Consider the following 24865-nt stretch of genomic DNA (forward strand, 5'->3'; position numbering starts at 1 on the left):
TCACACGGTTTCGCGCCGAAACGGGCGCTGGACGAGATGCAGCCAGAAGCCGGACGACCAGGCGAAATGCATGATCATAGCGGCCCAGCCAACGAGCGGAGACAGCACCATCGGCGTGCCATATTCGGGATAGTGTTTTTGCGCCGCATGCATGCCGAGCGCGATGCACCCGACACCCCACAGCGCCAGCGGAATGAGAAAGGCCCAGTGCCAGATCGATAGCACCGCCAGCAGCACCACCGGCAAGATCGCCAGCGGCGCCATCTGCCGCAGCCGCGGCCGCATCCGATGCTTCAGGATATTGCGCGCCCTACCCCCGCCATAACCAAAATACTGCCGGAACAGCCCAGCCATGGTCGAGCGCGGATAGTAGATCATGCCCGTCCGGTCAGTGAGCCAGATCGTGTGCCCCTTGGCCCGCAGCCGGAAATCCAGCTCCGCATCCTCATTGGCACGGAACGTCTCGTCATAGCCGCCGACCTCCCGGAACGCATCGACCCGCATCAGCGCATGATGCCCATGGTCCACCGGCCCACTACCAAGCCCCATGCGATGCGCCGAACCACCGGTACCAATCGGCGAATTCTGCGCCGTCGCCACCGCGCGTTGAAAGGCGGCGTGGCCCTTGGTCGTCATGGGGACTACGACACTCGCCACGCCGCGCTCCTCCGCCTCAGCGACCAGCGCGCGGCAGAAATCATCGGGATAGGTCCCATGCGCATCGATGCGGATGAGATAGTCCACACCATCGCCAAACTGCGCTACGGCAAGATTGATCGCCGCCGACTGTATCCGCCGCGGATTGTGCATCAGCACCAGGCGCGGCGCCTCCACCGCCCGCGCCAGCACAATGTCCCGCGTCCCATCGGTGCTACCGCCATCAGCCACGACGACCCGCGCATCCAGCGCCTCCGCCTCGGCCAGCAGCAGATCGAGCAGTGGTCCGATATGCCGGCTCTCGTTCAGCGTCGGTACGATAATGAGAACGCCGCTCATGCCGCCATCTCCGTCTGAAGTTTGATTCCGCCGACACCGGCCAACCGCGACACCAACGCCACGCATTCCTCCGCCTCGCAGCGGAAGGCGCGCTTCCCAACAGCCGCAACGGCTTCCGCCAGACCGCGCAGCCGCTCCGGTGTCATCCCGCCAAACAGCTCGACCAGCGTTTGTTGCTCGATGTCCGGAATGACGACGCCAATCCCGTGCCGCTCGATAAAAGCCGCCGTCTCGGTTCCTGCCAGCGCGATCGCGACCGCCCCATTGAGGCACCCCTCATAGATCCGATTGGGCAGCAGCCAGGCCGAGTTCTGCCCTTCCTCGAAGAAGTCGATGGCCCAGACCAGGTGCACCTCCGAATAGATCGCAGGCAGATCATCAGGATACCGATAGGCCCCGCCAAAACTTACATGCGGCGCCGCTTCAACCGTCACGTGAAAATCCTCGAACTCAGTCAGCGCTGGCCGCCCCCGCAAGGTCACCTCCAGCTTGCCGCGCAGCGCGCGCGAAACGCCATCCAGCGCCGCCAGCGATTTCCTGCACCGCAGCGCCCCAAACCAGCCGAGCTGCACCGGCCCCTCGACGCCATCCAGCGCCGCATTGCGCCCGACGGCCTCATGATCAGGCGCAAAAACCTTGTTCTCGATCAGCAGCGCCGGCGGCGCCCCCTGCTCGTCAAAATAGCGTTCGAGAAATGCCGGCGAACTCGTAATCAGCAGGTTTGCCTTCTGCATCAGCCGCTGCTCCACGGCCCGCATGCCGCGCCCCAGCCTGTCCTGCCGCAGCATCAACCTATGGATATCGAGGCATTCATAGACCAGCGCCGGCGGCTCATCCCAAAGCGACAGCAGCCCCTCGGCCACCGCCAGCATTTCGAGATTGCGCGCGATGATCACATCCGGACGCGCCAACACCTTGGCCCAGCGCTTCACCCCATAGCGCGCCTTCAGCGTCGCCAGCAGCCGCTGCAGCATGCGCGCGTCATGGGTAATATCGAGTTCGACCACGGTCTCGGCCGGCAGATCCGCCAGCGGCGCATCGGCGCGACGAAACCCGGCTATTTCCACCTCTGCTCCACCCAGGCGCAGCATGGCCAGCCGCCGCGCTACCGCGGGGTCGGAGAGGTTGTGGACCAGGTAGAGAATTCTCGGCAAGAACGCATCTCCCATCCAAAGCTAAGTGCCCAAGTGGAGATGTTCCGAGCTATGCGGTCAACGCGACCAACCGTGACTGAGAACTGCGCTCAACGCATGCCCCAAAGCCGCCACAATTGAACCGCGGCAAGGCGGGGCTTTGCGCCACCCCGCCCCGCTGGTGCCACAAGTCGAATCCCTATCGGGCCGCCAGATGCTGCCCGGTCAAGGAGTGTTTTGCCTTGGCGAGATCGGCCGGAACGCCCTCGAACTGCACATTCCCGCCTTCATTGCCGGCCCCCGGCCCCAGGTCGATCACCCAGTCGGCGCGCGAAATCACATCGAGATTGTGCTCGATGACGATCACGGAAGACCCAGCCTCGACGAGCCGGTCAAACAGCCCGATCAGCGTATCGACGTCATTCATGTGCAGGCCCGTCGTCGGCTCGTCGAGCACATAGATATTGCCCTTCTTGCCCAGCTCCGCCGCCAGCTTCAGCCGCTGCCTTTCCCCGCCAGACAGCGTTGACAGCGGCTGCCCCAGCGTCAGATAGCCAAGCCCCACATCCACCAGTCCCTGCAGGATTTTGGCCACCGCCGGCTCGGTGAAAAACTTCGCTGCGTCCTCGATGCTCATCTCATAGACATCCGCAATCGACTTGCCGCGCAGCTCATGCGCCAGCACTTCGGGCAGGAAGCGCTTGCCCTCGCAGGTCTCGCAAGTGGTGATCATCGGATCGAGATGCGCGAGGTCGGTATAAATCACCCCCAGCCCATTGCAGTCGGGACACGCTCCCTTGGAATTGGCCGAGAACAGCGAAGCCTCGACCCCATTTGCCTTGGCAAACGCCTTGCGCACATTGTCCAGAATACCCGTATAAGTCGCCGTATTACTCCGCCGCGACCCACGCGCTAGGTTCTGGTCGATGATGATCGTGTCAGGGTAAGCCACCGGCAGACACCCCTGGATCAGGCTCGATTTCCCCGACCCGGCCACGCCCGTCACCGCCGTCAGCACACCACGCGGAATGGCGACCGAAACGTCCTTGAGGTTATTGATCCCTGCCTTCTCGATCTTCAGCGCCTCGCCCTTGGCCGCCCGCACCTTGTCCTTGATCGGCTGATGCTTCTTCATGTGATTGCCGGTCAGCGTCCCCGACCCCAGCAACCCCGCAAAGTCGCCCTCATAGACCACCTCGCCGCCCTTCGACCCCGCGAACGGCCCCATATCGACCACATGGTCGGCAATGGCGATCATGTCCGGCTTGTGCTCGACAATGAGCACCGTATTGCCCTTGTCCCGCAACTGCGTCATCAGCCCGGCCAACCGCCCCACATCATGCGGATGCAGCCCCACCGAAGGCTCGTCGAATACATAGGTGATATCGGTCAGCGACGACCCCAGATGCCGCACCATCTTCACCCGCTGGCTCTCCCCGCCCGACAGCGTCGAACTTTCGCGATCAAGGCTGAGATAACCCAGCCCGATGGTGACCAGGTTCTCGAGCCGCAGCGCCAACGCCTCCAGCATCGGCCCCACCTGCGGCGCCTCTATGGAGCGAATGAACGGCGCCAGATCGCTCACTTGCATGCCGGATAGGTCGGCAATCGACTTGCCCTTGATGGTCGACGTCAGCGCCGCCTGATTAAGCCGCGTCCCGTGACAAGCCGGACAGACGGCGCGGGTAAAAATCTTCTCGTATTCGCGCAGCACATGCGGCTGCAGGCTTTCCGGGTCCTTTGAGCCCAACCCCTTCTTGAGCTTGGCCACCACGCCCTCATAGGTCAGTCCGATTTTTCCGACTTTGATCTTCCGCCCATCGTCGAGATGCAGCAGGTTCTCCCGCTCCTCCGCGGAAAAATCCTTGACCTTCTTGTCCATATTGAACAGGCCGGAATTGGCGTAGATCTCCCACCACCAGCTATCGACGGCAAAGTCCTTGGGCAGGATCGCGCCCTCATTAAGCGACCTGTTCTCGTCGATCACCGCCGCCATATCCATGGCCGCCACCTGCCCGATCCCCTCGCAATCCCCGCACATGCCGCGTGGGTCATTGTAGGAATAAAGCGATGGTGCCCCAAGCTTGGGCTCCGCCAGCCGCGAAAACAGCACCCGCAACATCTGCGCCGCATCGGTCACCGTCGCCACGGTCGAGCGCGAATTGCCGCCCAACCGCTGTTGGTCGACAATGACCGCCGCCGAAATGTTTTCGAGCTGATCGGCATCCGGCTGCCCATAGCGCGGCATGAACTGCTGCACGAAAGCGGGATAGGTCTCGTTGATTAGCCGCTGGCTCTCCGCCGCAATGGTCCCAAACACCAGCGACGACTTCCCCGATCCCGACACTCCGGTAAACACCGTGATCTTGCGCTTCGGAATATCGAGCGACACATCCTTGAGATTGTTCTCCCGCGCCCCGCGAATGACGATCGAACCATAAAGCGACGTATCGGACATCAAAACTCCCTCAAGCAAATCTGGTCAGCAGACGAACCTTGCCTGCTCTCTTTGACACGACGTGTCAGCAAGCCCGATTTCGACGACGACTAGCAAATTCAACCGGACTGCGCTCCTCCAACCCCACCCACGACGTCATTCCCGCGGAAGCGGGAATCTCCCCTCTCTCCCCAAAAACGGAGATCCCCGCTTTCGCGGGGATGACACAGTGTTTGCAATTGATCGCGCATACTGGGACGCCCTAGTGCCCCGTGCCGCCAATCAACCTCTGGCGGATCGCCGTCGACATATTGTCGAACAGGAACACCACGAACAGGATCAGCAGCACCATATAGGCCACCTTGTCCCAGTCCGAATTGGTGCCCATCGACTCCAGCAGCTTCAAACCGATACCGCCCGCACCCACGGCGCCAATAACGGTCGCCGAGCGCGTATTGCTCTCCCAAAAGTAGAGCGACTGCGACACGAACACCGGCAGCACCTGGGGCACCACGCCATAGCGATTGACCGAGGCCGGGCTCGCGCCCACCGACTTCATGCCCTCGCGCTGCTTGTCGTCCACATTCTCCAGCGCCTCGGCATAGACTTTTCCGAGTGCACCGGTATCGGTGAAAAAGATCGCCGCAATGCCCGGGATCGGGCCGGGGCCAAAGCCGCGGGTAAAGAACAGCGCCCAGATCAACATGTCGACCGAGCGGATGAAGTCGAAGAACCGCTTCATCAGCCAGTTGGTCGTCCGGTTCGGCGTAATAGTCCGCGCCGCAAAGAAGGCCAGCGGGAACGCGAGCAACGTCGCCAAGAGCGTACCGACGAAAGCCATCACCAGCGTCTGGAACAGCTTTACGAGAATATCCGCATGCTGCCAGGCCTGATTGTTGAGCCACTGGTTGACCACGAACTGCGCGTTCGACATATCCGGATTGACCCGGTCACCCGAGAACATCAGCCCGATCGAAGAGAAGAAATCATGCCCCCAGAGCGGCGATTTCGGATCGTAGAGGAAATTGGCCCAGCCAAAGAAGCGGCGCTGCACATAGACCTGTTTGTCGCGGATCTCGGCCTGGCCTTCAAAGCCAAAGTCGACGATCACCTTCTGGCGGTCCTGCTGGATCGCGGCTGGCGCGCCTTCCGGTGCCGTCGCGGCGCCGTCAGCGATCATCACCGGCCAGGCTTCGCCACCGACATAGACCTGAACTTCGGTCGTCGTGATATCGAGCCGGTCCGCCTCGCTGCCGAAGGTTACCGTCATACTGCCGTCGTCGTGCGGCGTCAGCCAGTCGATCTCGGCGCCAACCGGATACTGCCCGCGGCTCGACCATTGCGGCGTGATCGTCCCACCCTCGCCAAAGCGCAGGCGCGGCGTAGCACGCCAGCTATACCAGTCCTGCACATAGATCGAGGCGCGATCCCATTTGCCGTTCTGCAGGGCCGGTCCAACATTGAAGAAGAACCAGCAGAAAACGAGATAGAACACCGTCGCGACAAGCCCGACGATCAGGCCATGTCGCTTGAAGAACGAGGTCTTGAACACCTCGGGAAATTTCTGTTCGAGCCGAGCGCGCTCGGCAGCACTGATCGCTGACATCTTTACACGCTCGCCTTTCCGAAATTGAGACTTGCATCGCCCACGAGGCGCCCCCGCAGCCAGCCCGAGAACTGGTCGATGGCAATGATGGTCACGAGCAGCAGGATGATGATCGCATAGGTCTGCGCCGCATAATCGCGCCCGATGGAGAGGCGAAACACTTCGCCGATACCGCCGCCACCCACCGCACCGATAATGGTCGAGGCGCGCACGTTGATCTCCATGCGGAGGAGACCATAGGAGACGAAGTTTGGCATCACCTGCGGCACAATGGCGTAGCGCACGCGCTCGAGCCAACTCGCACCCACCGATTTTAGCCCCTCATCGGGCTTCATGTCGGCATTTTCGACGACCTCGAAGAACAGTTTTCCGAGCGCCCCGATCGTATGCAGCGACACCGCCGCAATAGCCGCAATCGGGCCGATGGAGAGCACGGCCGTAAGCAGACCAGCGATGACGATTTCCGGGAAAGCGCGCATCACTTCCATGATGCGCCGCACGATCCACCGCACCGCTCCCGCGCCAACAAGGTTCGTGGCAGCGAAGAAGCAGAGAAAGAAGGCAAAGGCACCACCAATAATGGTCGAAACCACGGCGATATTCACCGTCACGACCAGCTGGTAGATGAAATTCGGGATGTAGAACGTATCGGTCAGCCAGATATTGCTCGACGTATAGTCGTACTTGGCCGACCCGTCGAAATAGGGCGACTCCAGCCCGAACATGGCGCGAAAGATCTCGAATGGATCGCGCGGCATGAAGTTCTTGATGAAGTCGAACATATAGGGGAGGCGTTCGAAGAACTTCCCCGAATTGGCCGAGTTGGCATAGGACATTGCCGCAAACAGTGCGACCAAAACGCCGATCACGACGAGGATCGTATAGATCCGCCGCGTCCTGACCTGGCCGCGATAGTGCTCCAGCAGCGTCGCGCCCACCTGCGAAAGTCCAGTCGAACTGTGGGTAGTATCGGCCATGGGCAGGAGCTTTCCAAACTCTCGATGTCACCCCGGCGAAGGCCGGGGCCCATCCCGAGATCTCAAGATGGATCCCGGCCTTCGCCGGGATGACACCGAGTGTGGGAACAAGTTGGTGGCGAAGCCGAAGCATCGCCACCAGGGATAAAAGATTAACCGCCGATCACCGACTTACGAGCGTCGATGATGGTCTGGTAGAGCGGCTGGCCGGCGTCGACGAAGTTGGTGTAGCCACCAGCGGTGAACGCGTCGAAGCATTCGAAGTCGGTTTCCGGCAGGGCCTTGAAGAAGGCGGTAACCTGAGCCTTCGTTTCAGCCGGGAGCTTGTTGGAAACCATCAGCGGGCCGTTCGGGATGATCGGGGACTGCCAGACTTCAACCAGGTCGTCCATGTCGAGCAGACCCTTGTCGACCATGATGCGCAGGTTGCCGGAAGTGTAGCCTTCCGAGAATTCGCCCTGGCCCGAACCGAAGGTGGTGCCAACATCCCAGGTGCCGTCGAGAACGCCGAGCACGAGGTTTTCGTGGCCGCCGCCAAAGCCGGTTTCGCTGTAGAATTCAGCGATCGGAGCGCCGATATCGGCCGGCAGGGACACGTTCGGGATCAGGTAGCCCGAGGTGGAATCGGGATCGGCGAAGCCGAGCTTCTTGCCCTTGGTCGAAGCCAGATCGGTGATACCCGAGTCAGCGCGAGCAACCATGATCGTGTGGTAGCCGGTCGAACCGTCAGCCTGCTGGGTGGTCAGCACCGGGTCAACGGCTTCCGGGTCCTGCAGGTAGATGGCGGCATAGGACGAAGCGCCCATGATGGCGATGTCGATGGTGCCACCGAGCAGGCCCTGGATGATGCCGTTATAGTCGGGCGAGGGGAAGAACTGGACTTCGGAAACGCCGGTTGCGGCCTTCAGCGGCTCGGCAACGCATTCCGAACGACGCAGCTGGTCGGCTTCGTTTTCGCCGCCATCGAGACCGATGCGGAGGACGGTGACGTCCTGAGCAAAGGCAGCGGTCGACATCGAGAGGGCCACGGAGGCCAGGAGCAGTTTACGGATCGCGGACACGGGAAGTCTCCTTTGGTGACGCGGGATAGGTCTTCGGCTTCCAAGGGCCGATGACTTAGGGAGCCTGCTGCGCGTTGGTCGGCGTACGCGGCAGGAATTGCACGGGCGCGATCGAGGTCGAGGTCATGGCTTCCGAAAAAGCCTCCTTCAAACCATCGGCGCCGTAGATGGTGCGAGCGACGTCCGTCGTCAGCTCGTCGGGCGTACCGTCAAACACCACCTTGCCCTGGCTCATTCCGACGATGCGCTCGCAATAAGCGCGCGCCGTGTCGAGCGTATGCAGGTTGGTGATGACGGTGATACCTTCGGCATTGATGTCACGGAGGCTGTCCATGACGATCTGCGCATTGCGCGGATCAAGGCTGGCGATCGGTTCGTCCGCCAGGATCATCTTCGGATTTTGCATCAGGGCGCGAGCGATGGCCACGCGCTGCTGCTGACCGCCGGAAAGCGTCTGGGCCCACTGCATGGCAGTCTGGGCAATGTCGAGACGATCGAGGGCCTTCAGCGCTTCAAGCTGCTCTTCCGGGGTAAAAACCTGCAGCAGGTTCAGCACGGGATTGCGGCCATTGAGCCGGCCGAGCATCACATTGGTGATGACATCGAGGCGCGGCACGAGGTTGAACTGCTGGAAGATCATCGCGCAATCGCGCTGCCAGGAGCGGAGCGACGCGCCCTTCAGTTCCGACGTCTTCACGCCGTCATATTCGATATAGCCCGATGACACGTCATTGAGACGGTTGATCATGCGCAGCAGCGTCGACTTGCCAGCGCCGGATCGGCCGATAATGCCGACCATCTGGCCCTGCGGGATTTCGAGCGTCACATCATCGACGGCGACCTTGTCACCGAAACGTCGCGTAACGTGCGAAATTTTGAGCATGCTTGGCGCCCCGTCCTTGAGATGGGCGACACCTAAGGGGCATGCGTAACGTCAGCATGTAGAAATGATGACGGTTCAATGACGATCAGATTCAACCGTCTTAATTGTCTTCACCGGCCAGCACACGACCAAATTGCTTGTAGATCGATCCAAGGATCGCTCCTAGACCGGCCGCAATGATGTAAAAGCCTAGAGTGACGACAAGAAGTGCTAGCGTGGCCGCCGCGAGCCACACGAAGAGCCGGTTTATTTTCAGCCAGCGCACGGGCCAGAACGCAAACTCTCCCAAGGCAACCTGCGCCTCCTTGCGAGTGGCTCCCTTGGCCTTGAGATAGGCGTCTATCCCCTGTTTCACCTCGCCGCGGCCGGAGGCGAGGGCATTTTTCAGCGAGTTGAGCCCGCGCTGCGCGGTGAACCTGAGAGCGAATGCGACCGACATGAGCATCGAAAAAAGGATCAGAAGTCCGATGACGGTCACCGCTACGATATTTGGATTGATGACACCCAATTGCCCGCTAATGGCATCGAAAAGGCCGGTCACCATGCCATCGAGACTGATCCCGGAGCCCGGCTGCACGAAGGGAAACACCAGCAGCAGCACGTTGCCATAATCCGTGCGCAGATAGATATTCTGCAGTGTCACCAGATATCCCATAGCGAACAGCATGAAGACGCCCGCAATGGCATAGGTGAAAAAGCCCTCGAGTACCTCAAATCCCCTGCGTCCATCCTTCGATGTCAGGTCGGGCACCAGCATCATCCGCTGCGCTCGAAACTGGGCCGAGAAGAACATCGTGGCAAATGCCAGCACCGCAACCACGAAGCCGAGAGCCAGCGCAGCGCCAATCCAGGTGAGGTAAATATAGGCGGCTCCAGCGAAATAGAGGTTCGCCGACTTCTCGAATGCACCGGCCGCGCAGACCGCGGCCTCCACATAACCACAGGCCGGCCCGGCGATTGACCAGTCAACCTCAAGGACTGAGTTGGAAAGCCTGATCTGTTCAATCCGCTCCGGATTACTATAGGCGGCGCTCACCACATCGGCGAAATCGTCGCCGAGAAACACGCCTCCCAGTGCGAGGATGATGACGACCAGCATCAACCACCAGAACCGTTGTCGGTAGAATATCTTGATGATCTCTGCTTCCGACACCGCCTCCCAGCGATCGTTGACGATCATCCGCCGCGCCGACATTTCGGCAATAGCGTGGCGGGCATGATTATAGGTTTCCGCCGCGCAGTAGATGAAGAGCGGAAAAAGCAGCGCCAGGCCGATGGACCAGTTTGGCGCCGCGAAAAAGCCGACCTCTTTCCGCACCTCGGATGGACCCGCGCAGGACACAAGCGCCCCACCGGTCCAACACGAGTTCACCTGCAATATGCCGATGAAATGCGCCGTAATGAGAAATGCCGCCCCGACAAAGAAGGCCGCAATGAAAAGTCCCATGGAACGTAGCATTCGCCGCTCCCCCAAAGCGGAAGGTACGGTAGTCACGCAACCTCCTCGGGGCAACTGTTATTCTGGGGGATCAAACTTCATACTTCTCCAAGAACTCTTCAATCCCGAGCTTACGGAAATCCGGCAATGCCTCATGCAATTGCTCGTGGCTCCAATCCCACCACTTCAACGCATCGAGCCTCGACGCGATCGGATCGGCAAACCGCTGCTTGATCGTCTTGGCCGGCACGCCCACGGCAATGGCGAAATCCGCCACATCCTTGGTCACCACCGCATTCGACCCGATGATCGCACCATTGCCGATCTTCACCCCCGGCATGATCACCGCGCCGTGCCCGATCCAGGTATCGTGCCCTATGCTGATCGGCGAACTCTCGCGCCATTCGAAGAACGAGGCGTCATCCTCCTCGCCCTCGAAATACTGCGCCGAGCGATAGGTAAAGTGATGGAGCGACGCCCGCCCCATCGGATGCATGCTCGCATAAATGCGCACATTGGCCGCGATATTGGAAAACTTCCCAATCGTCGAATAGGCAATCTGCGTACCGCTGACACAGTAGGAATAGTCGCCCATGGTCGAATAGGCGACATGGCAGAACGCCCCGACCTCGGTATATTTCCCCAGCGTCGACTGGTTCACCTTCGCCGTCTCATGCACCGACGGCGTTTCACTCAACTTTTTCATGCTGCTTGCCTTACTGCAAAGCCGGTTACATCGACGATCCGGTCGGCCACTTCCGCCCGCACTTCTTCGTCATGGAAAATTCCGAGCATGGCGACACCTTCGCGCTTCTTCTGCGCGATCATGCCCACCACCACCGCCCGATTGGCCGCATCGAGCGACGCCGTCGGTTCATCCAACAACAGCACCGGATGGTGCGTGATAAAACCGCGCGCGATATTCACACGCTGCTGCTCGCCACCCGAAAACGTCGCGGGCGGCAGGCTCCAAAGCCGCTCCGGCAGATTAAGCCGGCTCAGCATTTCGCCAGCGCGCCTCTGGGCCTCTTCCTTGTCTGTGCCACGAACCACCAGCGGCTCCGCTACCACATCCAGCGCCGACACACGCGGCACCGTCCGCAAAAACTGGCTGACATAGCCAATGGCATCGCGACGCAGCGTAAGCACCGTCCGCGGATCGGCACTGGCGAGATCGACCATGTCCCCATCATGAGCAATGAGAACCTCGCCGCTATCGACGCCGTAGTTCCCATAGACCATTTTCAGAATGGACGACTTGCCGGCGCCCGAAGGCCCACCCAACACGACGCATTCGCCGGCGTTGATGTCAAAAGTGACATTCTCCACCACCGGCAGGCTGATCCCGCCGCGCAGATGCATGGTAAAAGTCTTGGCGAGATTTCTTACGGATAGAGCGGTCATCATCACACCTGCAGGATCGAGCTGACGAGAAGCTGCGTATAGGGCTCGCGCGGATCGTCGAGCACCCGGTCGGTCAGCCCCGCCTCAATGACGTGACCATCCTTCATCACCATCATCCGATGCGACAGGAGACGCGCAACAGCAAGGTCATGGGTCACGACAATCGCCGAAAGCCCCAGCTCACCCACCAACTGCCGCAACAGATCGAGCAGCCTCGCCTGGACCGACACGTCGAGCCCACCAGTCGGCTCATCCATGAACACCAGCCGCGGCCCGGTCACGAGATTGCGGGCAATCTGCAAACGCTGCCGCATGCCGCCCGAAAAGCTGCGCGGCTGATCGTCGATCCGGTCCGCCGCAATTTCCACGCGCCCGAGCCAGTCGAGCGCCGTATCGCGGATTTTGCCATAGTGCCGATCGCCCACCGCCATCAGCCGCTCGCCGACATTGGCGCCAGCCGAGACTGTCATGCGAAGCCCATCGGCCGGGTTCTGGTGCACAAAGCCCCAGTCCGTCCGCGTCAGAAAGCGCCGCTCAGCCTCGCTCAGCTCATAGATATTGCGCCAGCTTTCATCGCGCATCCGATAGAGCGCCTCGCCCGAAGTGGGTTCGAGATTGGCCGAAAGCGTATTGAGCAGCGTCGTCTTCCCCGAGCCGCTCTCGCCGACAATGGCAAGCACTTCGCCCGGATAAAGCTCGAAATTCACGTCGGCACAGCCAAGCCGCGAGCCGTAATACTTGGTCAGGTTGCTAACACGCAGCAGCGGTTCGTCAGACATTGGAAGCTCCAGAGCGTGAGGCAAATACGGACCTTATTCTTCTCCCCCTCGGGGAGAAGGTGGCGCGCAGCGCCGGATGAGGGGGATGCTTCAGCGAGAGTGGAGAGATCCCCCTCACCGACTCGGCTTCGCCGAGCCACCTCTCCCCGAGGGGGAGAGGAACAGAACCGCCATTCCCTGCGGTAGCGAGGCGCATCATTCCGCAGCCTCCTGCATCCCCAAAACCCCGACATGTCCTGCTTCCCGCCGCTCTTCGCAGTGGTCGGTGTCCGAGCACACATACATATGGCCACCCCGGTCATCCAAAATGACCTCGTCGAGATAGACCTGTTCCGCACCGCACAGCGCACAGGGCTGCTCGAAGTGCTGGATTTCAAACGGGTGATCTTCAAAGTCGAGGCTCACCACATCGGTATGCGGCGGCACCGCATAAATCCGATGCTCACGCCCTGCCCCGAACAGCTGCAACGCTTCCGAGCGATGCATCTTCGGATTATCGAACTTCGGCGTCGGCGACGGGTCCATCACGTAGCGCCCCTCGACCTTCACCGGATAGGCATAGGTCGTCGCGATGCGTCCATGCCGCGCAATGTCCTCATAGAGTTTTACATGCATCAGGCCATATTCCTCGAGCGCATGCATCTTCCGCGTTTCGGTTTCGCGCGGCTCGAGGAAGCGCAGCGGCTCCGGGATCGGCACCTGATAGACAAGGATCTGCCCCGCCTCGAGTTTTCGTTCCGGAATACGGTGGCGCGTCTGGATGATCGTCGCCTCGGCCGTATGCGTCGTGGTCTGCACCTGCGCCACCTTGGCAAAGAACGCCCGGATCGACACAGCATTGGTCGTGTCGTCCGCCCCCTGGTCGATAACCTTCAGCACATCGTCCGGGCCGATGATCGACGCCGTCACCTGCACGCCGCCCGTACCCCAACCATAGGGCATCGGCATTTCGCGCGACGAGAACGGCACCTGATAGCCGGGGATCGCCACGGCCTTCAGAATGGCCCGCCGGATCATCCGCTTGGTCTGCTCATCAAGATAGGCAAAGTTGTAATTCGCGACGGCGTTCATTTCAGCGCCTCCAGTACCTTCCTATTCTTCTCCCCCTCGGGGAGAAGGTGGCGCGCAGCGCCGGATGAGGGGGATGCTTCAGCGGGAGTGGCGATATCCCCCTCACCGACTCGGCCTTCGGCCGAGCCATCTCTCCCCGAGGGGGAGAGGAATATGCCGGCATCCAAGCGCATCATTCTGCCGCCTCCTGCTTCCCCTCAAACTCGGCCCGCATGCGCCGGATCAGGTCCAGCTCCGCCTGGAAATCGACATAGTGGGGCAGCTTCAAGTGCTCGACGAACCCGGTCGCCTGCACATTGTCCGAGTGCGAAATGACGAACTCTTCGTCCTGCGCCGGCGCCGTAATGTCCTCGCCGAATTCCTTGGCCCGCAGCGCCCGGTCGACCAGTGACATGGCCATGGCCTTGCGCTCCGCCTGCCCGAAAACCAGCCCATAGCCGCGCGTGAACTGCGGCGGGATCTTTGCCGAACCCTTGAACTGATTGACCATCTGGCACTCGGTCACTCGAACGCGCCCGAGGCTCACCGCAAAGCCAAGCTCGGGAATGTCGAACTCGACCTCGACTTCGCCGATGCGGATTTCACCGACGAACGGATGCGTCCGCCCATAACCGCGCTGCGTCGAATAGCCGAGGGCAAGAAGGAAGCCTTCATCGCCACGCGCCAGCGCCTGCAGCCTGAGATCACGATCCAGCGGAAAATCCAGCGGCTCACGCGTCAGGTCGCCGACCTCATGGTCTTCCCCAACGTCGCCATCGGGCTCAATCAGCCCCTGGCGCCCGAGAAGATCCGTCACCCGCGGCGCCTGCTCGTCCTCAGCGTCACGAACCGCCGGCACTTCGGCATCTTCACCGACAATGCTCGGGTCCAGCAGACGATGGGTATAGTCAAAAGTCGGCCCGAGCATCTGTCCACCGGGCAGATCCTTGAACGTCGCCGAAATGCGTCGCTCGATCTTCATCGCCCCGGTATCGATCGGCTCCGAATAGCCAAACCGCGGCAAGGTCGTGCGATAGGCGCGAACCAGAAAGATCGCCTCGATCAGGTCGCCCCGCGCCTGCAAAAGCGCCAGCGCCGCCAGTTCCCGATCATAAAGCGAACCCTCGCCCATGGCACGGTCAACCGCGAGACCCAACTGCTCGACAATCTGATCGAGCCGCAGCGCCGGCACTGACCGGTCACCGCGACGACGATCCGCCAGCAGGCGATGCGCATTGGCAATGGCGGCCTCGCCGCCCTTTACGGCTACGTACATCCTACGCCTCCACAATCCGGCTCGAACGCGGCAGACCCATCACCCGGCCACCAGCCACCAGCAGCACGTCGACGCCCCGCGGAAACAGCTCGCGGTTCTCGCCCCACTGCGCGACAAAATCCGCCGGCAGCCCGACCGGACTGATCGCCTGCATCTCGCGAATGCCCGGCCCCCGCAGCACCAGCTCGGCACCACCATCCAAAGCCGGCACTTCCGCAACGATCGTTGTCGACCGGTCCGGATATTCTTGGCTTCCGAGATTGCAGCGCGCCAATTCCGGCACCGCATCGCCCAGCGCCACGAAGGCAAAATTGGCCTTGGCCGGATCGCTCACCACCGTTGCGCCGGTATGAAAACCGACAAAACCCTTCACCTCTGCCGTGTCGAGCGCAGGCGACAACCAGATCGTCGTATCGTGGTCGCTCAACGTTAGCAGTGTGCTAGCCAATTCACGCCCAAGTGCCGCCGAACCGTCACTCGAACCAGCCAGTTTTTGCTGCGTCCCGGGGTTCGCCAGCGCATCCAGAATGGCCCGGAAAGCCGCTTGCGCATCGACTACCGGATCGGCAAAACCAGCGCCAAAATCATGAGAAAGCATCAGTTATCCCCTCTCACCATGGTGAAGAAATCGACGCGCGTCGCCGCCGCCTCGTCCGCCCGCAGCTCATCGCGCTCAGCGCCAAGTACTTCCAGCGGCGCAATAATTTCCGCATCGATCCGCGTAGCATCGCGCTGGCGCAGCGCATCGATCACCGCGATGGCCTCAGCCTTGTCGAGGTCGCGGCCCAGGCAATACCCGTGCCCCACTTCCCCGGTTACAATCCGCACGCTGGCCCGGCTCACCGTCGCCTCGCCCAGATTAAACGGCGCCCCGCCGCCACCGGCTCGCCCGCGCACCATGACCAATCCGGTCTCCGGTCCGCGCAGCCGCTGATGGTCCGGCTTGTCGCCAAAGGCGTCCCAGCGCTCGGCCAGCGCCTTGGACGGTGCCGATGCCAGAACATCCAGCGCCCGCTTTCTTGCGCGTTGCTCGGCAGAAATCTCTGTCGTCATGCTTGCCTCGATTTGTCTAATAAACTAGACAACTACTATCACTAGTTCCGCTCTACGCTTCCCGTGTGAAAGTGCAATGACAAAATCGCAGTCAGCTTCAGGTGGCGTCGCGCTCTGGCGCCAAATCGCCGATGCCATCCGCCTAGATATCGTCGGCGGCAAGCTCGCCAATGGTGATCGCCTCCCCACAGAAGCCCTTCTGGCAAAACGCTTTTCTGCCAATCGCCACACCGTGCGCCGGGCCTTGGCAGTTCTTGCCGAAGAAGGCGTCGTTGCCGCCGAACAGGGTCGCGGCACCTTTGTAAAAAGTATTCGCCGCCTCACCTACCCCATCGGCAAGCGCACACGTTTCCGCGAAGGTCTCAAGGGCCAGGCCGGCTCCCTGACCTCCGTCAGCATCTCGGACAAAATCGAGAACGCCAGTGCCCGCGTCGCCGAAGCGCTCGGCCTCAAACCCGGCACCAAGGTCGTTCGCACCGAGGGCATGTCCATCGCCGATGGCGTGCCGATCTCGCGCTCCACCACCTGGCTACCCTATCGCCGCTTCCCTGATTTCGCCGCGCGGATCAAGGAAATGCAGTCGACCACACTGGTCTTCCAAAGCTATGAAATCGCAGACTATTCCCGCGCCTCGACCCGCATCTCCGCCCGCCATGCCGACGTCGAAGAAACCCGCTCCCTCAACCTCGCGCCTGGCGCAATCGTACTGGTCTCGGAAGCCGTCGACATAGACACGGAAGGCGAAGCGCTCTCCTACGCGCTGACGCGCTTCCCGGCCGAGCGCATGGAGCTGGTGGTCTGAGTAACCGTCGATCCAACCCACCCACGGTGTCATTCCCGCGCAAGCGGGAATCTCCGTTTCAAATCACAAAGAGATTCCCGCTTGCGCGGGAATGACTCCGGGGCGACTAAGCCCCTGCCGGCAAACGCAAAAGATCCTTCAGCAGCGACACAAACTGCTCGCCCGCCACATCAAGCTGGCCCGAATTATCAATCCGCACCGTACTCGCCGGCAGCCGAACGCCAACACTGCGATCCATCCGCCGCTGGATTTCCTCGGCATCTTCCCGGCCACGCCCGGCAAGCCGCGTCGCGATCACCTGCGGGTCTGCCGTCACTTCCACGACAACCGCCGTCGGATAGCGCGCCACGACCTGCGGAATGACCGCACGGGACAGGTTGGCAATCACCACCCGCCCCTCATGCAGATCATCTTCCAGCTCAACCGGCAGCCCGTAGCGCAGGCCATGCGCCGGCCAGCTCAGGGCAAAGCGCTCTTCCGTCTCCGCCGCCGCAAACTGGTCAATCGTCATCGTATCGTGGTCTTCGCTGCCGCCATCGGCATCCCGCGTCACCACGCGCCGCACGATCACGACATCGCCGGCCAACCGCTCGCGCGCATACGCCATAACACTGTCCTTGCCGGCCCCGCTTGAGCCGACCACGGCGACGAAAGTGCCGGTCATATCACCCGCCGCCCTTCGCGCCACACGGTCTGGACGATCGGAATGCCCTCTTCGATCCGCAGGTGCACCAGGTCAGCCCGCTTGCCCACGGCGATCTCACCGCGATCATCGAGCCCCGCCGCTTCGGCCGGGCGCTTGGTCACAAAACTGATCGCCTCCGGCAAACTTATCCCCGGCACCTCGTCGACAAGGCAGAATGCCGATTGCAGCATCGAGAAGGGAATGTAGTCCGACGACAGGATATCGAGGAGGCCCGCAGCCGCGAGATCACGCGCCGAAACATTGCCCGAATGCGACCCGCCGCGCACCACATTGGGCCCGCCCATCAGGATCGCCATGCCCGCATCGCGCGAAGCCTTGGCCGCTTCCAGCGTCGTAGGGAATTCCGCAATGCGAATTCCAAGCTCCACGGCTTCATCCACATGTGCCGAAGTCGCATCGTCATGGCTCGCCAGCGCAATATTGCGCTCGGCACTCAGCGCCGCCAGCGCCTTGCGGTGCTTGTCCGAGTAAGTATCTGATTCAAAAGACCTTCTGGCGATAAGCTCTGCCAGTGCGGCGTCGCTCATCTTGAGCTTGCCCTGATAATAGACCTTGTAGGCATCCGGGCTCGCAAACTGCCGCTGCCCCGGCGCGTGGTCCATCAGCGAAGCCAGCCGCACCAGCGGGTGGTCCATGATCTTCTCAAAGCTTTCGAGGCAATCCGGCGCCGAAACTTCGCAGCGCAAGTGGATCAGGTGGTCCGCGCGCAACCGCCCGGCATCGACACCGGCCGTGATCGCATCAGCCAAAATCCGCAGCTCATCCATGCCCATATCGGCATGCTCGTCGATGCCAACACGAATGGCGTCGAACACCGTCGTAATCCCCGAAGCGGCGATCTGCGCGTCATGCGCCTGCACCGCAGCCACAGGGTGCCACCGCACCTTCGGCCGGGGCGCATAGTGCGTCTCAAGGTGGTCAGTATGCAGCTCAACCAGCCCTGGAATCAGATAGTCGCCGTTGAGATCCGTACCGCGCTTGGCCGTAGTTCCGATGTCGGTGATGGCACCACCGGAAATTTCTACGGCGCCTTCAAGCACTTGGTCGGCCAGCACGATGCGGGCGTTAGTAAGAACGGTCGAGTCGAGGGCTTGCATGGTCGTTTCAGCGCGTTCGAGTGAGAAAGGTCGGTCCGATAGCCCCATAATGTGACAGGGCAACGACACGCCGCCACAGTCTCAGAGCGAACCAAGCCCGGCAAGATAGCGCGTCGCTTCCACACCGGAGATTTCCCCCACCAGCGCCCGCGCCAGCGTATCGCCCACGGTCACACCCAGCTTGAACCCATGTCCCGAACAGGCACTGACCACCCAGCCAGCCCCGCCGATCGGCTCGACGATAAACCGCTCGTCCTCGGTCACCGTGTAATAGCAAACCTTGCGCTCAAGGATCCTGTAGTCGGCCGCATCGCGAAACGCCCGGTTCAGCGCCCCAAGTACCGGCGCCACATCGGCTTCGCTGGCAATGCGATCATCGCTGCCGTGGCCGCGACGCGTAAACACATGGTCACCGATCTTGAGCCGCGTTCCCTCCCGCGGCGGCAAGACATAGGCGCCATAATCTGCCCCCATATCGACCACCACCGGAGATGCCGCCCAGGCAGCCGCATATTGCGCTGGCGGCTCAAGATAGAGCACCAACTGCCGCGACGGTACCGCCCGCGGAGCCTGCTCGGGCAGCAGATCACCGATCCACGCCCCGGCGGCAACAACAACAACATCGGCGCCAAACACCTGCCCATCGACCGTGACCGTCCCCGCTTCGGGATCAACTGCAGTCACCCTGCTATTGGGCCTGAGATCAGCATCACTCTCATGCAGCCATCGCGCCAGATCCTCAACGATCTGCCGCGCAAACAACATCCCCGCCCCGTCTGCCTCAAAAGCCGAGCGCACGCCATCGAGATTGACGAAAGGCAGCCGCGTCTCGAGTTCGCCAATCGAAACCGGTCGATGCGCAATCCCCAGCCCATCCAGCTCCCGCGCCGTCGGCCCGTAATAATCCTCATCCGTCCGCGACACATAAACCGCGCCCGTCGGCAGATAGTGGCTTCGCCCGAGATCACGCCAAAGCTGCTCATAAAGCGCAAAGGTCGGCACCATCAACGCGCCATAGCCATCGAGCCCGGCATAGGTGTGCCGGGTTATGCGATGCTCGTCGAAGGATGATGAAACCGGATTCGGGATCGCGTCCTGGTCAAAAACCGTGACCTCAACTCCGCGCCGCCGCAGCGCCCAGGCCAGCGACAGCCCACCAATACCGGCGCCAACGATCGATACTTTCATTCCATCTCCAAGGGGCCATGACCACGCCTCTTCTCGCGTGGCCAGCGCGCGGAGGAAAGTGCTCTCGCTAAAAATCCTTGGAAGATCAGCTCTGGAAGGGATCGAGCGTCGGCAACAGCTGCTGATACTGCCCGCGCCAGTACAGCAGCGGCTGCACATTCGTGGACAGCTCCACCGACCTTACGCGCCCGAGCACGATGGCGTGCGAATGCCGCTCGATCGCCTCATCCAGTTCGCAATCGATCACCGCAACCGCATTGCTGAGCCCGAGATTGCCGCTATCGAGCCGGTTCCATTCCCAGCCCACATAGCGATCATTGCCCTTGATCCCGCCGCGGCCCGCAAAGCGGTCGGCAATCGCCGACTGACCATCGGTCAGGATGTTGACTGCGAATGAGCCGGCCTCGCGAAGCGCGTCCCACGACGAGGAACCGCGATTGAGACTGACCAAAACAGTCGGTGGCTCAGCGGAGAAAGAGGACACCGAAGTCGCGGTAAACCCTGTCCGATTTTCTCCCGTACCCACAGTAATGACACTCACCGCACCGGCAAGATTGCGCATGGCCTGCTTGAACGCCGATGCATCCACCGCGTCCGCCGCTGCCTGCCGAACCGGCGCATAAGTTGCAAAATCGACAATCGACACTGTCAGTTCTCCTATCCCGCGCCAAAGCAAGGACGCAAAGCCTAGGAGAAAGACTAGCTTTAGCCGCCAATACGGGGGAGGCCGCGGGGGAGAACGCTTTCGCTCCCCGCGCGGCCCAAAGGAAATTTATATCTACTAATTCTATAGACTAATCTGATCCACGAGATCAGCTCAGCCGCGTGCCCGTCTGCTGGTCGAAAAGCGTGACGCGATCGGGGTCTGCCTCGATCCCGATGGAAGCCCCCACCTCGGCCGCGAGCCGATCATGCACCACAACCACGATCGGCTGACCGTTCACTTCCACCTGCAGATGCGTCTCCGAACCCGTCGGTTCGATATTGAGCACCGAAGCCGCAATGCCGCCCTCCACCACCCGAATATGCTCGGGCCTGACGCCGATCTGCACCTGTCGCCCGATGTAGGCCCGTGCCTTGTCGCCCAGCGGCCAGAGCGTGCCGCTGACATCGCGCAGAACCAGCCGTCCGCCCTCCTCGACCACTGTCCCATCGACAAAATTCATCGATGGCGAGCCGATGAACCCACCGACAAAGCTATTGGCCGGATGGTCATAAATCTCGAGCGGCGAGCCGATCTGCTCGATCTTGCCCGCCCGCATGACTACGATCCGATCAGCCATGGTCATGGCCTCCATCTGATCATGTGTCACATAGATCATCGTCGCCTTGAGCCGGCTATGCAGCGCCTTGATCTCCCCGCGCATCTGCACACGCAGCTTGGCATCGAGGTTTGACAGCGGCTCATCGAACAGAAACACCGCCGGATGCCGCACGATCGCGCGGCCCATGGCCACACGCTGCCGCTGCCCGCCCGAAAGCTGGCGCGGATAGCGATCGAGCAGCGGCTCCAGCGCCAGGATCTCCGCCGCGCGCCGCACCTCGTTCTCGATCTCCTGCTTGCTCTTGCGAGAAAGCTTCAGCGAAAACGCCATGTTGTCCCGCACCGTCATATGCGGATAGAGCGCGTAGCTCTGGAACACCATGGCGATGTCGCGCTCCTTCGGCTCCAGCTCGTTGACCACGCGCCCGCCGATATCGATCTCGCCATCGGTAATGCTTTCGAGCCCCGCAATCATGCGCAGCAAGGTCGACTTGCCGCAGCCCGAAGGCCCAACGAGCACCACAAACTCCCCGTCCCGCGCCGCCACGGACACCCCATGCAACACCTGCATGGAACCGTAGGCCTTCACCGCATTGCGAATGGTAACACTGGCCATCTCGGCCTCCTTGTCTGAGTGCCTTAACGTCCGCCCATGCCCGCATTGAGGGCGATGGAATTGTAGATGAGCTTTTGCAGCAGGATGGCGAGGAACACGCCAGGCAGCATGGAAAGCGCCGCACCCGCCATGATGAAATTCCACTGCGTGCCCTGTTGCGTCTGGAAATAGGTCAGACCCACCGGCAGCGTTGCATTGTCCGACCCCGTCATCACGATCAGCGGCCAGAGGAAATTGTTCCACTGCGCGATGAAGGTGAAGAGCGAGAGCAATCCGATGGCCGGCATGGAAAGCGGCACGATAATACTGACGAGGATGCGCAACCGCGAAGCCCCGTCGATCCGTGCCGCTTCTTCCAGCTCCATAGGAATGGAGAGGAAAAACTGCCGCATAAGAAAGGCCCCAAAGGTCCCGAAAGCCACCGGCAGGATCACGCCCTGGAAGGTATTGACCATGCCGAGGCTGTTCACGATCAGGAACAGCGGGATGATCAGCATGATCGCCGGCACCATCAGCGTGCCCAGATACGCCATCAGCAGCGCATCCCGCCCCGGAAATTTGAGCCGGGCAAAGGCATAGCCCGAGAGGCACGAGACGATCACCGTGATCACCGTCACGCTCGACGCGACAAACATGCTGTTGAAGAAGAACCGCCCAAACGGCAACTGCGTCCAGGCCTTGGCGAAATTATCCCATTCGAAAACATGCGGCAGGATGCGCACGGGCACGGCCATCACTTCCGCATTGCTGCGAATGGCGTTTGAAACCATCCAGAAAAACGGAAACAGGAAGATCAGCGCGACGATAAGCAGGCCGCCATGATTGAGAATATCAAGCGCCAGGGAAAACCGCGTACGAGACTTAGTTGTCATAGTGCACCCACTTGCGCTGGAGCCAGAACTGCACCGCGGTGAGCGCCATGATCATGGCAAACATCACCCAGGCGATGGTCGAGGCATAACCCATCTGGAAATTCTGGAAGCCGCGCTGATAAATCGCATAGCCCAGCGTCGCCGTGGCATTGCCCGGCCCACCGCGCGTCATCACGTAGATCTGGTCAAAGACCTGCAGCGAGGTGATCGCCGTCATCACCGTGCCGAAAAACAGCGTCGGTGAAATCAGCGGCAGCCTGATCTTCCAGAACCGCTGCCAGGCATTGGCGCCATCGATCCGCGCCGCCTCGAGATAGCTCTGCGGCACCATGTCGAGCGCCGCATTGAACAGCACCGTATTGTACCCGACGCCTGCCCAGAGCGAGACGATGATGATCGCCTGCATGGCCAGCGTCTGGTCGGTCAGCATGCTCGGCATCGCGACCGATAGCGAACGCATGATGAAGTCGAAGAACCCGCCCGGCGCGAAGATCAGCATCCAGACGATGGCGACAGCGATGCCGGGGGTGAAGGTCGGGAGGAAAAAGACCACCCGGAACCATCGCTGTCCCATCTTGAGGCTGGATATCCAAACTGCCAGCCCCAATGAGATGACGATGTTCAGCACCAGATATTCGGCGGTGAAGAACAGCGTGTTTCGAAGCACCGGCCAGAATTGCGGGTCGGCGGTAAAAAGTCGGACATAGTTGGAAATGCCCACGAACTGCGGCGTGCCGAGCAGCTTCCAGTTGGTAAAGCTCAGCACCACCGAGGCGATGATCGGCACCACCAGAAACAGCACCATGCCGATGAGGCCCGGTAGCAGGAAGAAGAAGGCAGTGCGCCCTTCCCGCCGATCCAGCCGGCTGCCCCAGCGCGAGCGCTTCTGGCTACCGGTTACCTCGGTCACATCATTGATCGCCGTCATGGGCTCCTCCCCTTCAAGCGTGGAAATGGACCCGGCCGGTCTTTGCGGCCAGCCGGGCTTGGGCGCTTAGAAGGGAAGCTGGTTCTGGATGTCGGCCAGAACGGCGTCCGTCGTCGAGTCGCCGTTGAGGGCGAGCGGCATGTACTGGGTGATCAGGTTTTCGAACTCGTTCCAGTATTCGTTGAGGCGGAACGGGGTCGAGTGGGCAAACATGTAGTCGAGCACTTCATGCGTGCCGGCCACGTCCTTGGCCGCGACGTCATACCAGAACTTCTGCTCCTCAAGGCGGCCCGGCAGCGCGCGACCAGCCGAAGCCAGGATTTCCGCGGCCTTCGGACCAGTCAGGATCTGCAGCGCCTTGTAGGCCTCTTCCTTGTGCTGGCTCGTCGCCGAAATACCCCAGCCCGAGCCGGCGGTAATGAAGCGCGATTCCCCTTCGCCGCGCGGCAGCGGAGCAACGCCGATATTGAAGTCGACGCTATCCTTGGTCTGCTGCAGCACCCACGGCCCGTCGATATACATGGCCGCGCCACCTGCGGCGAAGCGGCCGCTACCGGTGATGGCACCAGCACCCGAGGCAAACACCGGCGAGGTCTTGTCGACGGCGACAAGGTCAACGAACTTGCCGACCGCAGCGGCATAGCCCTCATTGGTTACGTCAAACTGGTTGGCATCATTGAAATACTCGGCGCCAAGCGCTACCGGGCCGGCGACGAAGTCAAAGGCCTGCACGGCATAACCGTAGTTCTCGCCTTCAGTGAGCTTCTCGGCCGCAGCCTTGAAGTCGTCAAAGGTCCAGTCGAGCGCGGGCTCGGCAACGCCGGCTTCGGCAAAGCGGTCGCGGTTGTAGTAGACCATCCACGGGCCGACGTCATAGGGCAGCGCATATTGCGTGCCATCGTGGCCGAGGCCGGCAATGATCGAGGTTTCGAACGCTGACACGTCAAAGTTGTCGCTCGCAAAGTGCGCATCGAGCGGCTCGAGAATGGAATAGAAGCTCGGCATGCGCATGGACTGCATGGCGACGAGATCGGCGATCTGGCCGGACGAAGCCAGCACCGGCAGGCGGGTCCAGTAGTCGGTCCAACCCGAGATCTGCGGGGTGACGGTGATATTTGGATACTCGGCTGTCACAAGGTCAGCTAGGCTCTGCCAGAGCGGGGCATCCTTTTCGTCGCCCCACATCTGCCAGGTCAGGTTCACCTGCTCTTGGGCTTGTACGGTGGCGATAAAGGCGCTGCTCGCAAGAAACGCGGCAGCCAGAACGGTCGTCAGTTTCACGGTAGTCTCTCCTCAGTA

24 protein-coding genes are annotated in these 24865 nt (G+C 61.3%); 1 reads left to right on the forward strand and 23 read right to left on the reverse strand.

The features are described 5' to 3' along the window. The 15 genes from J7557_RS19820 to phnG form a co-directional block, all read right to left on the reverse strand. The gene (locus tag J7557_RS19820) at positions 1 to 996 is read right to left on the reverse strand and encodes a glycosyltransferase family 2 protein (RefSeq protein WP_291421894.1); all 996 of its coding nucleotides are present in this window, start codon (positions 994 to 996) and stop codon (positions 1 to 3) included. Continuing rightward, positions 993 to 2150, reverse strand: a complete 1158-nt coding sequence (locus tag J7557_RS19825; protein ID WP_291421896.1) for a glycosyl transferase family 1 — start codon at positions 2148 to 2150, stop codon at positions 993 to 995. The genes J7557_RS19820 and J7557_RS19825 overlap by 4 nt, the downstream gene beginning before the upstream one ends. Positions 2151 to 2328: 178 nt before the next feature. Then, positions 2329 to 4587 carry an excinuclease ABC subunit UvrA gene (locus J7557_RS19830; protein WP_291421898.1) on the reverse strand — a complete coding sequence of 753 codons (2259 nt, stop codon included), beginning with the start codon at positions 4585 to 4587 and terminating at the stop codon, positions 2329 to 2331. 241 nt (positions 4588 to 4828) lie between these two features. Then, entirely contained in the window at positions 4829 to 6172 is a 1344-nt protein-coding gene (gene phnE, locus J7557_RS19835) for a phosphonate ABC transporter, permease protein PhnE (protein ID WP_291421899.1), read from the reverse strand. Between the two features lie 2 nt (positions 6173 to 6174). Further along, positions 6175 to 7149, reverse strand: a complete 975-nt coding sequence (gene phnE / locus J7557_RS19840; RefSeq protein WP_291421901.1) for a phosphonate ABC transporter, permease protein PhnE — start codon at positions 7147 to 7149, stop codon at positions 6175 to 6177. A 152-nt stretch (positions 7150 to 7301) separates the two neighbouring features. Next, positions 7302 to 8210: a phosphonate ABC transporter substrate-binding protein gene (gene phnD, locus J7557_RS19845; protein WP_291421903.1), complete on the reverse strand. Its 909-nt coding sequence runs from the start codon at positions 8208 to 8210 to the stop codon at positions 7302 to 7304. Positions 8211 to 8265: 55 nt separating this feature from the next. Then, the gene (gene phnC / locus J7557_RS19850) at positions 8266 to 9093 is read right to left on the reverse strand and encodes a phosphonate ABC transporter ATP-binding protein (RefSeq protein WP_291421905.1); all 828 of its coding nucleotides are present in this window, start codon (positions 9091 to 9093) and stop codon (positions 8266 to 8268) included. 100 nt (positions 9094 to 9193) lie between these two features. Further along, positions 9194 to 10411 (reverse strand): hypothetical protein, encoded by a 1218-nt coding sequence (locus tag J7557_RS19855; protein WP_291421907.1) that lies wholly within the window; start codon positions 10409 to 10411, stop codon positions 9194 to 9196. Positions 10412 to 10622: 211 nt separating this feature from the next. Next, the gene (locus J7557_RS19860; RefSeq protein WP_291421908.1) at positions 10623 to 11237 is read right to left on the reverse strand and encodes a DapH/DapD/GlmU-related protein; all 615 of its coding nucleotides are present in this window, start codon (positions 11235 to 11237) and stop codon (positions 10623 to 10625) included. After that, the gene (gene phnL, locus J7557_RS19865; RefSeq protein WP_291421911.1) at positions 11234 to 11938 is read right to left on the reverse strand and encodes a phosphonate C-P lyase system protein PhnL; all 705 of its coding nucleotides are present in this window, start codon (positions 11936 to 11938) and stop codon (positions 11234 to 11236) included. Before phnL ends, J7557_RS19860 begins: the two co-directional genes overlap by 4 nt. Then, on the reverse strand, positions 11938 to 12714 hold the full coding sequence (phnK, locus tag J7557_RS19870; protein WP_291421913.1) for a phosphonate C-P lyase system protein PhnK: 777 nt from the start codon (positions 12712 to 12714) through the stop codon (positions 11938 to 11940). Before phnK ends, phnL begins: the two co-directional genes overlap by 1 nt. Before the next feature lie 195 nt (positions 12715 to 12909). Continuing rightward, positions 12910 to 13785, reverse strand: coding sequence for an alpha-D-ribose 1-methylphosphonate 5-phosphate C-P-lyase PhnJ (locus J7557_RS19875; protein WP_291421915.1), 876 nt, complete (start codon positions 13783 to 13785; stop codon positions 12910 to 12912). 172 nt (positions 13786 to 13957) lie between these two features. Further along, the gene (locus tag J7557_RS19880; RefSeq protein WP_291421917.1) at positions 13958 to 15040 is read right to left on the reverse strand and encodes a carbon-phosphorus lyase complex subunit PhnI; all 1083 of its coding nucleotides are present in this window, start codon (positions 15038 to 15040) and stop codon (positions 13958 to 13960) included. Between the two features lies 1 nt (position 15041). Beyond that, on the reverse strand, positions 15042 to 15638 hold the full coding sequence (phnH, locus tag J7557_RS19885; RefSeq protein WP_291421919.1) for a phosphonate C-P lyase system protein PhnH: 597 nt from the start codon (positions 15636 to 15638) through the stop codon (positions 15042 to 15044). Then, positions 15638 to 16093: a phosphonate C-P lyase system protein PhnG gene (gene phnG, locus J7557_RS19890; protein WP_291421921.1), complete on the reverse strand. Its 456-nt coding sequence runs from the start codon at positions 16091 to 16093 to the stop codon at positions 15638 to 15640. Before phnG ends, phnH begins: the two co-directional genes overlap by 1 nt. Before the next feature lie 76 nt (positions 16094 to 16169). Here phnG and phnF point away from each other — a divergent pair, with 76 nt between their 5' ends. Then, complete coding sequence (phnF, locus tag J7557_RS19895) at positions 16170 to 16895, forward strand: phosphonate metabolism transcriptional regulator PhnF (RefSeq protein WP_291421923.1); 726 nt, start codon at positions 16170 to 16172, stop codon at positions 16893 to 16895. Positions 16896 to 17001: 106 nt separating this feature from the next. On the opposite strand, the gene phnN is transcribed toward phnF, so the two are convergent. From phnN to J7557_RS19935, 8 genes are all read right to left on the reverse strand, one after another. Then, on the reverse strand, positions 17002 to 17559 hold the full coding sequence (phnN, locus tag J7557_RS19900) for a phosphonate metabolism protein/1,5-bisphosphokinase (PRPP-forming) PhnN (RefSeq protein WP_291421925.1): 558 nt from the start codon (positions 17557 to 17559) through the stop codon (positions 17002 to 17004). Next, positions 17556 to 18698, reverse strand: coding sequence for an alpha-D-ribose 1-methylphosphonate 5-triphosphate diphosphatase (locus tag J7557_RS19905; RefSeq protein ID WP_291421927.1), 1143 nt, complete (start codon positions 18696 to 18698; stop codon positions 17556 to 17558). The genes phnN and J7557_RS19905 overlap by 4 nt, the downstream gene beginning before the upstream one ends. Before the next feature lie 81 nt (positions 18699 to 18779). After that, positions 18780 to 19886 (reverse strand): FAD-binding oxidoreductase, encoded by a 1107-nt coding sequence (locus J7557_RS19910; protein ID WP_291421929.1) that lies wholly within the window; start codon positions 19884 to 19886, stop codon positions 18780 to 18782. 85 nt (positions 19887 to 19971) lie between these two features. Next, positions 19972 to 20532 (reverse strand): flavin reductase family protein, encoded by a 561-nt coding sequence (locus J7557_RS19915; protein WP_367272917.1) that lies wholly within the window; start codon positions 20530 to 20532, stop codon positions 19972 to 19974. Between the two features lie 166 nt (positions 20533 to 20698). Then, positions 20699 to 21766, reverse strand: a complete 1068-nt coding sequence (locus J7557_RS19920) for an ABC transporter ATP-binding protein (RefSeq protein ID WP_291421931.1) — start codon at positions 21764 to 21766, stop codon at positions 20699 to 20701. Between the two features lie 23 nt (positions 21767 to 21789). Continuing rightward, positions 21790 to 22638, reverse strand: a complete 849-nt coding sequence (locus J7557_RS19925; RefSeq protein ID WP_291421933.1) for a carbohydrate ABC transporter permease — start codon at positions 22636 to 22638, stop codon at positions 21790 to 21792. Next, positions 22628 to 23566 carry a carbohydrate ABC transporter permease gene (locus J7557_RS19930; protein ID WP_291421935.1) on the reverse strand — a complete coding sequence of 313 codons (939 nt, stop codon included), beginning with the start codon at positions 23564 to 23566 and terminating at the stop codon, positions 22628 to 22630. Before J7557_RS19930 ends, J7557_RS19925 begins: the two co-directional genes overlap by 11 nt. A 66-nt stretch (positions 23567 to 23632) precedes the next feature. Further along, complete coding sequence (locus J7557_RS19935) at positions 23633 to 24847, reverse strand: sugar ABC transporter substrate-binding protein (protein WP_291421938.1); 1215 nt, start codon at positions 24845 to 24847, stop codon at positions 23633 to 23635. Positions 24848 to 24865: the final 18 nt, after the last annotated feature.

Origin of the sequence: Devosia sp. (genome assembly GCF_017744655.1) — a bacterium.
Taxonomy (GTDB): domain Bacteria; phylum Pseudomonadota; class Alphaproteobacteria; order Rhizobiales; family Devosiaceae; genus Devosia.